This window comes from Phenylobacterium sp. (assembly GCF_031984885.1).
Classification (GTDB): domain Bacteria; phylum Pseudomonadota; class Alphaproteobacteria; order Caulobacterales; family Caulobacteraceae; genus Phenylobacterium.
This window is the reverse complement of the sequence record NZ_DAMABV010000013.1, coordinates 80,156-94,500: the sequence shown is the minus strand read 5'-3', so window position 1 is coordinate 94,500 and position 14,345 is coordinate 80,156. Positions and strand designations below refer to the sequence as shown.

Annotated in this window: 11 protein-coding genes; 2 read left to right on the top strand and 9 right to left on the bottom strand. The window is 71.9% G+C overall.

Going from position 1 to position 14,345, the window contains the following annotated elements:
- Positions 1–323: 323 nt before the first annotated feature.
- A complete protein-coding gene (locus RTL41_RS17050) occupies positions 324–860 on the bottom strand; it encodes a sigma-70 family RNA polymerase sigma factor (RefSeq protein ID WP_312166275.1) in 537 nt (178 codons plus the stop codon).
- Between the two features lie 212 nt (positions 861–1,072).
- On the opposite strand from RTL41_RS17050, the gene egtB reads away from it, so the two are divergent.
- The gene (egtB, locus tag RTL41_RS17045) at positions 1,073–3,298 is read left to right on the top strand and encodes an ergothioneine biosynthesis protein EgtB (RefSeq protein WP_312166274.1); all 2,226 of its coding nucleotides are present in this window, start codon (positions 1,073–1,075) and stop codon (positions 3,296–3,298) included.
- A gap of 36 nt (positions 3,299–3,334) precedes the next feature.
- On the opposite strand, the gene RTL41_RS17040 is transcribed toward egtB, so the two are convergent.
- The 8 genes from RTL41_RS17040 to RTL41_RS17005 form a co-directional block, all read right to left on the bottom strand.
- The gene (locus tag RTL41_RS17040) at positions 3,335–3,553 is read right to left on the bottom strand and encodes a general stress protein (RefSeq protein ID WP_056018305.1); all 219 of its coding nucleotides are present in this window, start codon (positions 3,551–3,553) and stop codon (positions 3,335–3,337) included.
- A 123-nt stretch (positions 3,554–3,676) separates the two neighbouring features.
- Positions 3,677–4,918 (bottom strand): ABC transporter permease, encoded by a 1,242-nt coding sequence (locus RTL41_RS17035; RefSeq protein WP_312166273.1) that lies wholly within the window; start codon positions 4,916–4,918, stop codon positions 3,677–3,679.
- A complete protein-coding gene (locus RTL41_RS17030) occupies positions 4,915–5,598 on the bottom strand; it encodes an ABC transporter ATP-binding protein (RefSeq protein ID WP_312166272.1) in 684 nt (227 codons plus the stop codon). Before RTL41_RS17030 ends, RTL41_RS17035 begins: the two co-directional genes overlap by 4 nt.
- A 3-nt stretch (positions 5,599–5,601) precedes the next feature.
- On the bottom strand, positions 5,602–7,173 hold the full coding sequence (locus tag RTL41_RS17025; RefSeq protein ID WP_312166271.1) for an efflux RND transporter periplasmic adaptor subunit: 1,572 nt from the start codon (positions 7,171–7,173) through the stop codon (positions 5,602–5,604).
- Between the two features lie 97 nt (positions 7,174–7,270).
- On the bottom strand, positions 7,271–8,620 hold the full coding sequence (locus tag RTL41_RS17020; RefSeq protein WP_312166270.1) for an ATP-binding protein: 1,350 nt from the start codon (positions 8,618–8,620) through the stop codon (positions 7,271–7,273).
- Complete coding sequence (locus RTL41_RS17015; protein ID WP_312166269.1) at positions 8,617–9,360, bottom strand: response regulator; 744 nt, start codon at positions 9,358–9,360, stop codon at positions 8,617–8,619. Before RTL41_RS17015 ends, RTL41_RS17020 begins: the two co-directional genes overlap by 4 nt.
- Before the next feature lie 52 nt (positions 9,361–9,412).
- Entirely contained in the window at positions 9,413–10,081 is a 669-nt protein-coding gene (locus RTL41_RS17010) for an MBL fold metallo-hydrolase (protein WP_312166268.1), read from the bottom strand.
- Between the two features lie 65 nt (positions 10,082–10,146).
- Complete coding sequence (locus RTL41_RS17005; protein ID WP_312166267.1) at positions 10,147–11,694, bottom strand: amino acid permease; 1,548 nt, start codon at positions 11,692–11,694, stop codon at positions 10,147–10,149.
- Between the two features lie 177 nt (positions 11,695–11,871).
- Between RTL41_RS17005 and hrpB the strand changes: the two genes are divergently transcribed.
- The gene (gene hrpB / locus RTL41_RS17000) at positions 11,872–14,307 is read left to right on the top strand and encodes an ATP-dependent helicase HrpB (RefSeq protein WP_312166266.1); all 2,436 of its coding nucleotides are present in this window, start codon (positions 11,872–11,874) and stop codon (positions 14,305–14,307) included.
- Positions 14,308–14,345 lie beyond the last annotated feature (38 nt).

The following is a 14,345-nucleotide window of genomic DNA, read 5'->3' as shown; positions in this document are numbered from 1 at the left end:
TCCGGTGTTCATGGGTCCCGGTCTTGCTGCGCAAACCGGGATGACACCTGCTTTTGCTCCGGTGGCGGCTGGCGCAAGCTGCTCGGTGGATTTTGAAACACCAAGCCCACGAAGGACACTAAGAGCACGAAGGCGCCGTGGGGGCGGATGGTGCGGTGCGAGGGGTGGAGTGCGCCTTTGGCGCATTTGTTGTGGGCGTTCTTCCCGTGTCATCCGGGAAAGCCCGCAGGGCTTGTCCGGGACCCATTCGCGCCGGGCCTGGCGAATGAGGCGCCGCCCCGCCCCAAAAGCTCAACTGACTTGATGACGCCTTGGGGGCGTCTTTAGGCCCGGCTGGCCTCGGCGTGATCCAGGATCAGCACGTCGGAGGGTTCCTCGGCGTCCATGATCTTGAGCAGGCGCGCGCGGGCGCGGTTGACGCGGCTCTTGATGGTGCCCAGCGCGCAGCCGCAGATCTCGGCCGCCTCCTCGTAGGAAAGGCCGGCGGCGCCGACCAGGATCAGCGCCTCGCGGTGCTCGTCCGGAAGTTGGGCGAGGGCGGCCTGGAGGGCGCGCATGGCGACGCTCCAGTCCTGGGTCGGCGGGGTGCGGACGTTGTTGGCGTACTCGCCGGTCTCGTCGCGGACCTCGCGGCGGCGGCGGATGATCTGGGTGTAGTAGGTGTTGCGCAGGATGGTGAACAGCCAGGCCCGCAGGTTGGTGCCGGCCTCGAACTTGTCGCGGTTGCTCCAGGCCTTGATCAGGGTGTCCTGAACCAGGTCGTCGGCGTCCGAGCCGTTGTGGCTGAGCGACCAGGCGAAGGCGCGCAGAGCCGGGATCATCGCCACCACCTCGTTGCGCCACTCGGTGTCACCGCCCATGCCGACCTCTAGACGCCCGTCGTTCCCAGGGCGGGCTTCGCACTGCGTGGCAACTCAACGCGTCCTTCGGGCAACCGTTCCGGGTTGCGCTCGGGCGGGGAGCCCCCAAATTCCAGGAACTGCGTTCGGCCTGCGACGTTTGGCGGGGCGTGCCCGGCGTCGTCGGGCGTCGGCGATTTTCGAGACAATCAGAGGCGAAGTGGAGCGGGCTGATGGCGTCTTTCGAAAAGGCTAGGCTTGCGCCCGCGCCGGCGCGCGCCGCACGGGCGCGGAGCGCGGGCGGCCCCTATCGCAAGGTCCGCGAGGCGAGCGTGGCGCTGAGCGCGCACCTCTCGGCCGAGGACCAGGGCGCCCAGTCGATGCCCGACGCCAGCCCGGTCAAGTGGCACCTGGCGCACACCACCTGGTTCTTCGAGACCTTCCTGCTGGTCCCGCACCTGCCGGGCTATCGCATTTTCGATCCGGCCTTCGCCTACCTGTTCAACTCGTATTACGAGGCGCTGGGCCCGCGCCAGCCGCGGCCGCAGCGCGGCCTGCTGACCCGGCCGTCCCTGGCGCAGGTGCTGGCCTATCGCGCCCATGTCGACGAGGCGATGGGGCGGCTGCTGGCGGCGGCGCCCGAGGCGATCGCCGAACTGGTCGAGCTGGGGCTGGCGCACGAGGAGCAGCACCAGGAACTGATCCTGATGGACGTGCTGCACCTGTTCGCCCAGTCGCCGCTGAAGCCGGCCTATGCGCCGGCGCCGGCGCTGCCGGTGGGGCGCGATCCGGGACCGGCGGCCGAGATCGCGTTCGACGGCGGGCTGGTCGAGATCGGCCACGCCGGCGAGGGCTTCGCCTTCGACAACGAGGGGCCGCGGCACAAGGTCTATCTGGAACCCTATCGGCTGGCCGACCGGCTGGTGACCAACGGCGAGTGGCTGGCCTTCATCGCCGACGGCGGCTACCGGCGGCCCGAGCTGTGGCTCTCGGAGGGCTGGGCGCGGGTCCAGGCCGAGGGCTGGGAAGCGCCGCTCTACTGGGAGCGGGGCGAGCGCGGCTGGCTGGCCATGACCCTGCAGGGGCGGCGGGCGATCGCGCCGCACGCGCCGGTGACGCATGTGAGCTTCTACGAGGCCGACGCCTATGCGACCTGGGCCGGGGCGCGGCTGCCGACCGAGGCCGAATGGGAGCACGCGGCCCAGGACCTGCCGACCAGCGGCAACATGCGCGAACAGTTGCAGTACGGCCCGGCGGCGGCCAGATCGACGCCGGGCCTGCGCCAGATGTTCGGCGACGTGTGGGAGTGGACCCGCAGCGCCTATTCGCCCTATCCCGGCTTCCATCCGGCCGCAGGCGCGGTGGGCGAGTACAACGGCAAGTTCATGATCGGCCAGATGGTGCTGCGCGGCGGCTGCTGCGCGACGCCGGCGGGCCATGTGCGGGCGAGCTATCGCAACTTCTTCTATCCGCATCAGCGGTGGATGTTCTCGGGGGTGCGGCTGGCCTGGGACGGCCCGCCCCGGCCGGCGGACGGGGCGGCCGACCCCGGGTTCGCGCGCGACGTGGCCGAGGGCCTGTCGCGGCCGCAGAAGACGCTGCCGGCCAAGTATTTCTACGACGCCGAGGGCTCGCGCCTGTTCGAGGCGATCACCGAGCTGCCGGAATATTATCCGACCCGGACCGAGCTGGCGCTGATGCAGGCCAAGGCCGGGGAGATGGCCTCGGTGATCCCGGACGGCGCGACCCTGGTGGAGTTCGGCAGCGGGGCCAGCACCAAGACGCGGCTGCTGCTGGACGCCGCGCCGCAACTGGCGACCTATGCGCCCATCGACATCAGCAGCAGCGCGCTGGAGGCGGCGGCCGCGGCGATTGGGCGGGACTATCCGGGTCTGAAGGTCGCGCCGCTGGCGGAGGACTTCACCAAGGCCCTGGCCCTGCCCCCGGAGGCGGGGCATCCGCGGATCGGCTTCTTCCCCGGCTCGACCATCGGCAACTTCACGCCGGCCGAGGTGGAGCGGTTCCTGTCAGGCGCGCGCCGCCTGCTGGGCGAGGACGCGGCGTTCCTGGTGGGCATAGACCTGGTGAAGGACGAGGCGACGCTGGTGGCGGCCTATGACGACGCCCAGGGCGTCACCGCGGCGTTCAACCTCAACCTGCTGACCCGGATCAACCGGGAGCTGGAGGGAGACTTCGACCTGTCGGGGTTCCAGCACCGCGCGGTCTGGAACGCGGCGGAGAGCCGGATGGAGATGCATCTGGTGAGCGTGCGCGACCAAGTCGCCAGGGCGGCGGGCCGGTCGTTCCGGTTCGCGGCGGGCGAGACCATCCACACGGAGAACTCCTACAAGTTCACGCTGGAGGGGTTCGCCAGGCTGGCGGCCGCTGCGGGCTGGAAGCTGGAGCGGCGCTGGGAAAGCGCCGCCCCGAGCTTCGCAGTCGTGCTGCTGAGCGCCTGAAGACCGAGCGGCGCCCCCCGCCGCTCGCCTCGGGTTTCAGCTTTCGAGCCGGTCGCCACGGCTGCGGCCGCCGCCGCGCGAGGACTCACCGCCCTTGCGGCCGGCGGAAGCGGCCAGATCGCGGTCCTTGGCGAAGCTGCGTTTCTCGCCAGGCACGCTGGCGCCGCCCTTGCGCGCGATCTCGCGGCGGCGTTCCGGATTCATAGCTGCAAATCCACGACGTGATTTCGGCTTGGCGGTCGGTTCAAGATCCATGAGCGGCTCCTCTATGCATCGACCGTCGCGGGGAGGGCGGTCGACGCCTCGCTGTCCCTTACGGTCAAGCAAACTCGCCAAGGGCGAAGGAGGTTGCGCGTAAAATGCGATTGGCCGCTGCGACTATTCGCGCCGCAGGGCCTCGATCGGATCGAGCCGGGCGGCCCGCCAGGAGGGATAGGCGCCGAACACCAGGCCGACCAGGGTCGAGAAACCCAAGGCCACCGGGCCGGCCCAGGCGGGGATGGCGGCCGGCCACGAGCCGAGCCTGGCGATCGCCGTCGCGCCGCCGACCCCGATCAGCAAACCGATCAGCCCACCGACCAACGACAACGTGATCGCCTCGAGCGCGAACTGGACCAGGATGTCCGAGCGCCTGGCGCCAAGGGCCATGCGCAGGCCGATCTCGCGCGTCCGCTCGGTCACCGCGACCAGCATGATGTTCATGATGCCGACGCCGCCCACGACCAGCGACACCGCCGCCACCGCCGCCAGCAGGGTGGTGAAGGTCGAGACCGCCGCCTGCGAGGCCTGGAGGATCGAGGCCATGTTCTGGGTCTGGAAATCGTCGTCGTCGCCCGGCCGGATGCGGTGCAGTTCGCGCAGCAGGGTGGAGGTGTCCTCCTGCACCCGGTCGAGGCTGTCGCCGTCGGCGGCCTTCACATAGATGGTCTGGACCGTGTCGCCGCGGGCGCGGCGGCCGACGATGCGCGAGCGCACCGCCTCCAGCGGCCCCAGCACGATGTCGTCCTGGTCCTGGCCGAAGCCCGACTGGCCCTTGGAGGTCAGCACCCCGATCACCTCGAAGGGGACGCCGCGCACGCGCACCCGCCGGCCGAGCGGATCGAGGTCGCCCCAGAGTTCGCGGGCCACGGTCTGGCCGATGACCACGACCTTGCGCCCCTGGCGCGCCTCGCGGTCGTCGAACATGCGGCCGGTGGCGATGGAGAGGTCGCGGGCGTCGAGATAGTCCTCGGTGACGCCCTCGATCCGGGTGTTCCAGTTGGCGCCGTCGGCGGCGAGCTGGGCCTGGCCGCGGACGACGGGCGCGACGGCGACCACGCCCTCCACCTGCTTGGCGATGGCCTCGGCGTCGGAGTCGCGCAGGGTCTGGCCCGAGCCGGCCGCGCCCATGACGAAGCCGCCGCCGCCGCCGGCGCGCGCGGCGCCGGGCGAGACGATGATCAGGTTGGAGCCCAGGCCGGCGATGGTCGAGGTCACCCGCTGCTGCGCGCCCAGGCCGATGGAGGTCATCATCACCACGGCGGCGACGCCGATGACCACGCCGAGCGAGGTCAGGGCCGAGCGCATCGGGTGGGCGATGATCGCCCCGGTCGCGAAGCGCAGGAGCTCGACGGCCCTCATGGCGCGGCCTCGCGCACGTCCTCGACCACCAGGCCGTCGCGGAAGGCGATCCGGCGGCGCGCCTGGGCGGCGACCTCGAGGTCGTGGGTGACCAGGATCAGGGTCAGCCCCTCGCTGTTGAGCTGCTTGAAGAGGGCCAGGACCTCCTGGCCGGTGTGGGTGTCGAGGGCGCCGGTCGGCTCGTCGGCCAGCAGCAGGTCGGGAGAGTTGGCCAGGCTGCGGGCGATGGCCACGCGCTGCTGCTGGCCGCCGGAGAGCTGGGTCGGCTTGTGGCCCTTGCGGGTCCCGAGGCCGACGCGGTCGAGCAGCACCGCGGCCCGTTCGCGCCGTTCCCTGGGCTCCAGCCCCGCATAGATCATCGGCAGCTCGACGTTCTGCAGCGCGGTCAGGCGCGGCAGGAGCTGGAAGGACTGGAAGACGAAGCCGATCCGGCGGCGGCGGAAGGCGGCCAGCTCGTCGTCGCTGAAGGCGCCGACGTCCTCGCCGTCGAAGCGGTAGACGCCGCTGGAGGGACGGTCGAGGCCGCCCAGGATGTTCATCAGCGAGGACTTGCCCGAACCGGACGGCCCGATGACGGCGACGTTCTCGCCGCGGGCGATCGAGAGGGTGACGCCGGCCAGGGCGGCCACCTGTTCCTCGCCCATCACATAGAGCTTGCGAAGGTCGGTGAGCTCGATCACGGGCTACATCCGCACGCGCACCGGCGCGCCGCCGCCCGGGCCGCCCATGGGCGCGCCGGCCTTGACCTTGGGCTTGGGGCCGCCGCCGGTGATCACCTGGTCGCCGGCCTTGAGGTCGCCGGTGCGGATCTCGGTGGAGGAGCCGTCGGTGGCGCCGACCCGCACCGGGACGGGAACCGGCTTGCCCTCGCGCAGGACGTAGACGACGCCGCCCGTGAAGCCTTCGCCGTCGCCGCGGCCGCCCTGTTGCAGGGTCGCGCGCAGGGCCGCGAGCTTCTGCTTCTGGGCCGGCTTGAGCGAAGGTTCGAGCTTGGCCAGGGCTTCGGCCGTATTCTTGGCCATGGCCTCACGCACGGCGGCGCGGTCGCCGCCGGCCTGGGCGAGCAGCGCGGCGGACTTCTGGCGCAGCTCGGCCTGGATGGCTTCCCACGCCTTCTGCTGGGCGGCGTCGAGATCGAGCTGCTGGACGACGCGCTGGCCCATGCCGCCGCGGTTGGCCGGCTGGCCGCGACCGGCGCCGGGCGGGCCGCCGCCCATGCCGGGAGGCCCGAAACCGGGCGGACGGGCGGGCTGGGCGTTGGCGCTGGGCGGGGTCCAGCGCAGGGCCGCGGCGGGAACCTTCATGACGTTGGGCTTCTGCTGCAGCACGATGTCGGCGTTGGCGGTCATGCCGGGCAGCAGCTTGCCCCGCGGATTGTCGGCCTGGGCCATGACCACGTAGGCGACGACGTTCTGGTCGGTGACCGGCTGCTTGCGCACCTGGGTGACGACGCCGGTGAAGTTGTCGTCCGGGAAGGCGTCGACGGTGAACTTCACGGCCTGGCCCTCCTGGACCTGGCCGATGTCGGCCTCGTCGACCGAGATCTTGACCTCGACCTTGGAGAGGTCCTGGGCGATGCGGAACAGCACCGGGGCCTGCAGGCTGGCGGCGACGGTCTGGCCCGGCTCGATCTGGCGGTCGACGATGACGCCGTCGATGGGCGCGACGATCGAGGTGCGGGCGAGATCGACCTGCTGGCTGCGCAGGGCGGCCTGGCTCTGGGCGATGCGGGCGCGGGCGGCGTCGACCCCGGCGCGGGCCGTGCCGAACGCGGCCTGGGAGACGTCCAGCACCGAGGGCGAGTAGACGCCCTGGGCGACCAGGGTCTTCTTGCGGTCGTAGTCGGCCTGGGCCTGGGCGAGCTGGGCCTGCGCCTGGGCCAGCGAGGCCTGGCCGGCGGCGATGTCGGCCCGGCTCTGGGCGACGCGCGATTCATAGGTCTGGGGATCCAGTTCGGCGAGCACCTGGCCGCGCTTGACCACGTCGTTGAAGTCGGCGCTCACGCGGATGATCTGGCCGGAGATCTGGGAGCCGACCTCCACCGTCACCAGCGCCTCCAGCGTGCCGGAGGCCGAGACCGAGCGGGTGATCGCGCCGGTCTCCACCGCGGCGGTGCGATAGGGGTCCTTGGGCGCCTTGGGCCGCAGCAACTGCCACCCGCCGAGCCCGACGGCGACCAGGGCGACCAGGGCCGCGAGGATCATCCAGATCGGCGGGCGCCGGCGCCGGGCGGGACGGGGCGGGAGCTGGCTCATGCGGCGGGCGTCTCCGAAGCAGGGTCGATCTGGAAGACCAGACCGGCGTTACGCGACGATTTCACACGGGCGGCGGTCTTTGCGCCCCGGCAACACTCTAGATCGGCAACTGGACGCGGGCGGTCAGGCCGCCGCCGGGCCGGTTGGTCAGCACCACGTCGCCGCCGTGACCGCGCGCCACCGAGCGGACGACGGCGAGGCCCAGGCCAATGCCGCCCGTCTGGCGGCTGCGCGAGGGTTCGCGCCGGTAGAAGGGCTCGAAGACCCGCTCGACCTCCTCGTCCGGAATGCCGGGGCCGTCGTCCTCGATCTCGACGATGGCGCTGGAGCCCTCGGCGTAGACGCGGGCGCGGGCGCGGTCGCCGAACTTCACGGCGTTCTCCAGCAGGTTGTTGAACAGCCGGCGCAGGGCCAGGGGATCGCCCTCCAGCACGACCTTTTGGCCGCGCTCGACCTGCGTGTCGGCGCCGGTCTCGGCCATCTCGTCGCAGACGCTCTCCAGCAGCGAGGAGAGCTCCAGCGGGGTGCGCTCGCCCGGGCGGCTGGTGTCGCGCACGAAGGTCAGGGCCGCGGAGATCATCTCCTCCATCTGGTCGATGTCGGCCGCCATCTTGGCGCGGACGTCCTCGGGCACGTTCTCGATGCGGAAGCGCAGGCGGGTAAGGGGGGTGCGCAGATCGTGGGCGATGGCCCCGACCATGGCGGTGCGGTCCTCGACATAGCGGCGCAGGCGCTCCTGCATGTCGTTGAAGGCCTTCACGGCGATGCTGATCTCGGCCGAGCCGCGCAGCGACAGCGGCGGGGCGCGCGGGTCGCGGCCCAGGCGCTCGGCGGCGTCGGTGAACAGGCGGATCGGGGCCGAGAGCCGGCGCGCGAAGACGAAGGCCACCGGGGTCATGGCCAGGGCCGAGAGCACGAACAGCAGGACGATCCGCTGCTGCCAGGGGTCCAGGCCGATGCCGCGCGACGGGTACATGACCTTCCAGCGGCCGTCGGGCTGCTGGACGGCGACCTTGAAGGGGGCGACGAGGAAGTGTTCCTCCTGGACGCCGCCCTCGCGGGCCATGCGGTCGCGGATCACCCGGAACACCCGGCGGTCCGAGAAGGGGAAGCGCGAGGTGGAGGCGAGCATCACGCGCTCGACCGGCACGCCCAGCCCCTCGGCCAACTGGGCGCGGATCTTGGGCGTTATCCGCCCGTCCATGGCGAGGGACGGCGGCTCCTTGGCGATGACGATCTCGAGCGGGTGGCGCTCGGTGAAGGTCGGGGGATTGCCGCGGAAGGTCTGGACGATCTCGCTGATGCGGTAGAAGTCGGGGGCGGGCGGGGGCAGGTTGAACAGCAGGAACAGGCTGATCGCCTGGGCGGCGACCAGGCTGAGCCCGATCAGCGCCAGGAGTTGCCCGAACAGGGACGCCGTCGGCCGCCCGGCCCACGTCCGCGTCATGTGCGCTTCACCTTGGCGGTGAACATGTAGCCTTCGTTGCGGATGGTGCGGATCAGGTCCTGGCCGCCGCCGCCGTCGTCCAGCTTGCGGCGCAGGCGGCTGATCTGGACGTCGATGGCGCGGTCGAAGGCCTCGGAGTCGGGGCCGCGGGCGAACTCCAGCAACTGATCGCGGGTCAGGACGCGCTGCGGACGCTCCACGAAGGTGCGCAGCAGCGAGAACTCGCCGGAGGACAGGTTGACCACCACGCCCTGCGGCGAGCGCAGTTCGCGGCGGACCAGGTCGAAGCGCCAGCCGGCGAACTCGCAGGCCGCCCCGCCGGTCGTCGAGGCCTGGCCGCGCTGCTCGGCGCGGCGCAGCACGGCGCGGACACGGGCCAGCAGCTCGCGCGGATTGCAGGGCTTGGAGAGGTAGTCGTCGGCGCCGAGCTCCAGGCCGACGATGCGGTCGGTGTCCTCGCCCATGGCCGAGAGCATGATGATCGGCGGACCCTCGCCGACCGCCAGCCGGCGGCAGATGGCCAGGCCGTCCTCGCCCGGCAGCATCACGTCCAGGACGATCAGGTCGATGGGGCCGCGCTCCAGCGCCTGCTCCATCTCGCGTGCGTCGCCGGCGGTCTCGACCTGGTAGCCGTGCTTGCCCAGGAAGTCGGAGACGACGTCGCGGATGCCCGGGTCGTCGTCGACCATCAGGATGCGGGCGCTGGCGGACGCCGCGGACTGTTCGGTGCGTGTATCCATCCGGGGCATTTTCAACCCCCCGCGTAACGCTCAGATTTCACGACTGAAAGCATTACGCGCCCGCCAGCACCTCGTCGGCGACGAAGGGATTGGTGCGGCGTTCCTGGCCGAAGGTCGACATCGGGCCGTGGCCGGGGACGAAGGCGACGTCGTCGCCCAGCGGCCACAGCTTGCCGGTGATCGAGTCGATGAGCTGCTGGTGGTCGCCGCGCGGGAAATCCGTGCGGCCGACGGAGCCCTGGAACAGCACGTCGCCGACCTGGGCGAAGCGGGCCTGGCGGTGGAAGAAGACCACGTGGCCAGGGGTGTGGCCGGGGCAGTGGTAGACCTCGAATTCCGTCTCGCCCAGCGACACCGTGTCGCCGTCCGCGAGCCAGCGGTCGGGGGTGAAGGAGCGGGCGTCGGGCATGCCCCACTTGGCGCCCGAGGCGGTGATCTCGTCGATCCAGAACGAATCGTCGGGGTGCGGACCCTCGATCGGCGCGCCGGTCGCCGCCTGCAGGGCGGCCGCGCCGCCGGCGTGGTCGAGGTGGCCGTGGGTGATCCAGATCTTCTCGAGCGTGAGGTCGTGGGCCTTGAGCGCTTCGAGCAGGCGCGGGACCTCGCCGCCCGGATCGATGACGGCGGCCTTCAGCGTCCTGGCGCACCAGACGATGGTGCAGTTCTGCTGGAGCGGCGTGACGGGCGCGATCAGGGCGCGGATGGGAGGCTCGGCTTGCATGGCCCCTAACATCGGGCCTGGAGCGCAATAAGAAAAGGCCCGGGACGAACCCGGGCCTTTCCATGTCAGTGCTGCCGATCGCCGGGCGCCGGGGCGCCGGGCATCGGCGCGACGGGCCCGGGAGGCGCGTCGGGCGAGAGTTCCGGCACGTCGACGACGCCGCGGCCCACGTGGCTCTTGCGGTAGCCGTAGAGGAAGTAGACCACCAGGCCGACGGCGGCCCAGGCCAGGAACAGCAGCTTGGTCTCGGTCGACAGGCTGAAGAACAGGTAGACGCAGCCGGCCGCCGCCAGCGGCGCGACGACGACGATCGCCGGCGTGCGGAACGGACGCTTGCGGCCAGGATCGGTCCTGCGCAGCACCAGCACCGCGATCGCCACCATCGCGAAGGCGAACAGCGTGCCGGAGTTGGAGATGTCGGCCAGCACCCCGACCGGGAAGAAGGCGGCGAACAGCGAGACGAACACGCCGGTGATGATGGTGATGATGTGCGGGGTGTGGAAGGTCGGGTGGACCTTGGACAGCACCGCCGGCAGCAGGCCATCGCGGCTCATCACGAAGAAGATGCGGGTCTGGCCGAACATCATCATCAGGATGACCGAGGGCAGGGCCAGGCCGGCGGCCAGGCCGAGCAGGTTGCCGATCTGCGGCCAGCCGATCGAGCGCAGGGTCCAGGCCAGGGCTTCCTTGGAGCAGACCACGTGAGCGTCGCCGGCGGCCTTGCAGGCGGCGGTCAGCTCGGGGCTGCCGGGGCGCAGGCCCGCGCCCGCGGCGTCGGTCAGCGGCTGGGCGCCGACCGTGCCGATGACCCCGGTGGCGACCAGGATGTAGAAGATGGTGCAGATGCCGAGCGAGCCGATCAGGCCGATGGGCATGTTGCGCTGGGGGTTCTTGGTCTCTTCGGCCGCGGTCGAGACCGCGTCGAAACCTACGTAGGCGAAGAAGATCGAGGCCGCCGCCGCCGAGACGCCGGCCATGCCGAGCGGTGCGAACGGATGGAAGTTCTCCATGTTGATCACCGGCAGGGCCAGGACGATGAAGAGGCTGAGGGCCGCGACCTTCACGGCCACCAGGATGGCGTTGACGGTCGCCGATTCCTTGGTGCCGATCACCAGCAGGCCGGTCACCGCCAGGGCGATCAGCGCGGCCGGCAGGTTGACGATCCCGCCGTCCATCGGCCCGAGGACCAGGGCGTTGGGTATGTCGATGTGGAAGGCGTGCTCGACCAGCCCGACCACGTAGCCGGACCAGCCCACCGACACCGCGCCGGCGGCGACGGCGTATTCGAGGATCAGCGCCCAGCCGACCATCCAGGCCAGCAGTTCGCCCATGACGGCGTAGCTGTAGGTGTAGGCGGACCCGGAGACCGGGACCATGGACGACATTTCGGCGTAACAGAGCGCGGCGACCGCGCAGACGAAGCCGGCGATGATGAAGCTCGCGATCATGCCGGGGCCGGCCTTCTGCGCCGCTTCGGCGGTCAGCACGAAGATCCCGGTGCCGATAATCGCCCCGATCCCAAGCATGGTAAGCTGAAACGCGCCCAGCGACCGATGCAGCGATTTCTTTTCTGCGGTCGCAAGAATCGCGTCGAGCGATTTAACTCGCCACATATTTCCTCCAGGAGAATCCGGGCGGCCCCCGCCGCGCGGTCTTGATTTGGCGTTACGTGGCCCCTTCGGAACCTTGCGGTCAAGCGCCAAGCCGTCGCCGCCCAATTGCGCCAAAGCGGGCGCCCGCGCGATGAGCGTCCGTCTTGGCCCGGCAGGCAGGCGCGGCTAGACCACGGCATGCTTCCAGTAGAGGAAATTTTGCCCGCCCTGCAGGCGGCGCTGGCCGAACGGACCGCCGCGGTGCTGGTGGCGCCGCCGGGCGCGGGCAAGACCACCCTGGTCCCGCTGCGGCTGCTGGATGCGCCGTGGCTGGCCGGGCGCAAGATCGTGATGCTGGAGCCGCGGCGGCTGGCGGCGCGGGCGGCGGCCGAGCGCATGGCCAGGACCCTGGGCGAAAAGGTCGGCGAAACAGTCGGTTATCGCGTGCGGATGCAGTCGCGCGTCTCGGCCCGGACCCGCATCGAGGTGGTCACCGAGGGCGTCTTCAGCCGGATGATCCTGGCCGATCCGAGCCTGGAGGGCCTGGGCGCGGTGATCTTCGACGAGTTCCACGAGCGCAGCCTGGACGCGGACCTGGGGCTGGCGCTGGCGCGCGACGCGCAGGGCGTGCTGCGCGAGGACCTGCGCATCCTGGTGATGTCGGCGACCCTGGACGGGGCGGCGGTGGCGCGGCTGCTGGACGCGGCGCCGGTGATCGAGAGCCAGGGCCGGGCGTTTCCTGTGGATACCCGCTATCTCGGCCGCGACGAGCGGCTGCGGCTGGAGGAGCGGACGGTGCGGGCCGTGGAGCGCGCCCTGGCCGAGGAAACCGGCAGCATCCTGGTCTTCCTGCCCGGCCAGGGGGAGATCCGCCGCACGGCCGAGCTGCTGGCCGAGCGGCTGCGGCGGCCGGACGTGCGGATCGCTCCGCTGTACGGCGCGCTGGACCCGGCCGAGCAGGACGCGGCCATCAGCCCGGCGCCGGCCGGGGTGCGCAAGGTGGTGCTGGCGACCTCGATCGCCGAGACCAGCCTGACCATCGAGGGGGTGCGGGTGGTGATCGACTGCGGGCTGGCGCGGGTTCCGCGCTTCGACCCGGCCAGCGGCCTGACCCGGCTGGCGACGGTGAGGGTCAGCCGCGCGGCGGCCGACCAGCGGCGCGGCCGGGCCGGGCGGACCGAACCGGGCGTCGCCTACCGATTGTGGGACGAGGCCGAGACCCGCGCCCTGCCGGCCTTCGCCGATCCCGAGATCCTCGACGCCGACCTCTCGGGCCTGGCGTTGGACCTGGCGCGCTGGGGCGCGCGCGATCCCAAGGACCTGGCGTTCCTCGATCCGCCGCCGGCGGCGGCGTTCAACGAGGCGCGTTCGCTGCTGCGGCGGCTGGAGGCGCTGACCGCGGAGGGCGTGCTGACCGCCCACGGCGAGGCGCTGAGCGAGTTCCCGCTGGCTCCGCGGCTGGCGCACATGGTGCTGAAGGCGGGCGCGACGGGGCAGGCGGGCCGGGCGGCGCTGATCGCGGCCCTGGTCACCGAGCGCGGCCTGGGCGGGCGCGACGCCGACCTGCGCCACCGGCTGGAGGGGCTGGGCCGCGACCGCTCGCCCCGGGCGCGGGACGCGCGGAGCCTGGCCGAGCGCTGGGCCTCGCTGGCCGGCCGGCCGGGCCGCGGCGAGCCGCTGGACGACGGGCTGCTGCTGGCCTTCGCCTATCCCGAGCGGATCGCCAAGGCGCGGGGCGGGACGGGCGAGTTCCAACTGGTCAGCGGCCGTGGGGCGTTCGTGGAGCCCACCGACGCCCTGGCCCGCGAGAAATGGCTGGCGATCGCCGAGCTGGGCGGCGGCGAGCGCCGCGACCGCATCCTGCTGGCCGCGCCGGTCGACGAGGCGGAACTGACGGCCGCCTTCCGGGACCAGCTCGAGGTCGAAGATCGGCTGGACGAGAGCGGCGGCGGGCGGCTGCGGGCCAGGCGGCTGACGCGGCTGGGCCGCATCACCGTGCGCGAGGAGATCGACGAGAACCCCGATCCGGCGCTGATCGCCGCGGCGCTGGCGGCGCGCGTGCGGGCCGAGGGGCTGGGGCGGCTGCCCTGGGGCGAGGCGGCGCGCTCGTTCCGCCAGCGCGGGGCGTTTCTGCGGGCGAGCAGCCAGGACTGGCCCGACCTGAGCGACGAGGCGCTGCTGGCGCGGCTGGACGACTGGCTGACGCCGCTGCTCACGGGCGTGCGCTCGCTGGGCGCCTTGAAGCCCGACGTGCTGGACGGGGCGGTGCGGGCGCTGGTCCCGTGGGAGCTGCAGCGCAAGCTGGAGGCTTCGGCGCCCGCGCGCTGGACGGCCCCGACCGGCAACAGCTTTTCCATCGACTACGGCGCCGAGGGCGGCCCGCGGGTGGACGTGCGGGTGCAGGAGGTGTTCGGCCTGACCGTGCATCCGACCGTGGCCGGGACGCCGCTGACCCTGTCGCTGCTGTCGCCGGGCCATCGCCCGATCCAGACCACCAAGGACCTGCCGGGGTTCTGGGGCGGGTCCTGGAAGGACGTGCGCTCCGACATGCGCGGGCGCTATCCCAAGCACGTCTGGCCCGAGGACCCGGCCAACACCGCCCCGACCGCGCGGGCCAAGCCGCGGGGGACGTAGGGCAAGGCTGTCGCGGAAGGTGGCGGCGAGCTTCACCC

Excerpts from the sequence above, each read along its gene's own strand:
- RTL41_RS17050 (WP_312166275.1), bottom strand. The coding sequence starts at position 860 with ATGGGCGGTGACACCGAGTGGCGCAACGAGGTGGTGGCGATGATCCCG.
- egtB (WP_312166274.1), top strand. The coding sequence starts at position 1,073 with ATGGCGTCTTTCGAAAAGGCTAGGCTTGCGCCCGCGCCGGCGCGCGCC.
- RTL41_RS17040 (WP_056018305.1), bottom strand. The coding sequence starts at position 3,553 with ATGGATCTTGAACCGACCGCCAAGCCGAAATCACGTCGTGGATTTGCA.
- RTL41_RS17035 (WP_312166273.1), bottom strand. The coding sequence starts at position 4,918 with ATGAGGGCCGTCGAGCTCCTGCGCTTCGCGACCGGGGCGATCATCGCC.
- RTL41_RS17025 (WP_312166271.1), bottom strand. The coding sequence starts at position 7,173 with ATGAGCCAGCTCCCGCCCCGTCCCGCCCGGCGCCGGCGCCCGCCGATC.
- RTL41_RS17020 (WP_312166270.1), bottom strand. The coding sequence starts at position 8,620 with ATGACGCGGACGTGGGCCGGGCGGCCGACGGCGTCCCTGTTCGGGCAA.
- RTL41_RS17015 (WP_312166269.1), bottom strand. The coding sequence starts at position 9,360 with ATGGATACACGCACCGAACAGTCCGCGGCGTCCGCCAGCGCCCGCATC.
- RTL41_RS17010 (WP_312166268.1), bottom strand. The coding sequence starts at position 10,081 with ATGCAAGCCGAGCCTCCCATCCGCGCCCTGATCGCGCCCGTCACGCCG.
- RTL41_RS17005 (WP_312166267.1), bottom strand. The coding sequence starts at position 11,694 with ATGTGGCGAGTTAAATCGCTCGACGCGATTCTTGCGACCGCAGAAAAG.
- hrpB (WP_312166266.1), top strand. The coding sequence starts at position 11,872 with ATGCTTCCAGTAGAGGAAATTTTGCCCGCCCTGCAGGCGGCGCTGGCC.